Below are 649 nucleotides of genomic sequence, written 5' to 3' on the forward strand. Positions count from 1 at the left end.
CCGCATTTATGTTTTAGATAACAGCCTAGAACCAGTTCCAGCTGGCATTGCTGGGGAGCTTTACATTGCAGGCGCCGGTCTAGCCCGTGGTTATCTAAATCGACCAGGATTAACGGCGGAGCGTTTTGTTGCAGATCCCTTTGGGCCGCCCGGCAGTCGCATGTATCGCACCGGTGATCTAGCTCGCTGGAGAAAAGATGGCGTTCTATCCTTCTTGGGTCGAGCTGATAATCAGGTCAAGATCAGAGGCTTCCGCATTGAGCTTGGGGAGATTGAAACTGCACTTAGCCAACACACCAGTGTGGCACAAGTTGCCGTCATTGCTCGCGAAGACCAGCCCAATAACAAACGACTTGTCGCTTATGTAGTTCCAGCCGAAAAGTACTCCTTAGATGCCGCGGAATTACGACTGCACCTCAGTCAAAGTCTGCCAGACTATATGGTGCCATCAGCCTTTGTAAGCATGGAAAGGCTACCACTCACCTCAAACGGAAAACTTGACCGGAAAGGACTACCGGAGCCTGATCTAGCCCCCGCCAATATAAAGGCACCCCGTACCCCTGAGGAGGCTGTTCTTTGCGAGTTATTTGCAGAGGTTCTTGGACTAGAAAAAGTTGGTATAGAAGATAACTTTTTTGAGCTGGGCGGA

Annotated in this window: 1 protein-coding gene; it reads left to right on the forward strand. The window is 50.7% G+C overall.

Annotated elements, in window-relative coordinates:
- The coding region (locus VC188_RS11930) for an AMP-binding enzyme (protein WP_416350518.1) at positions 1–649 on the forward strand (649 nt) is incomplete at both ends.

This window comes from Polynucleobacter sp. MG-28-Ekke-A2 (assembly GCF_035012985.1).
Taxonomy (GTDB): domain Bacteria; phylum Pseudomonadota; class Gammaproteobacteria; order Burkholderiales; family Burkholderiaceae; genus Polynucleobacter.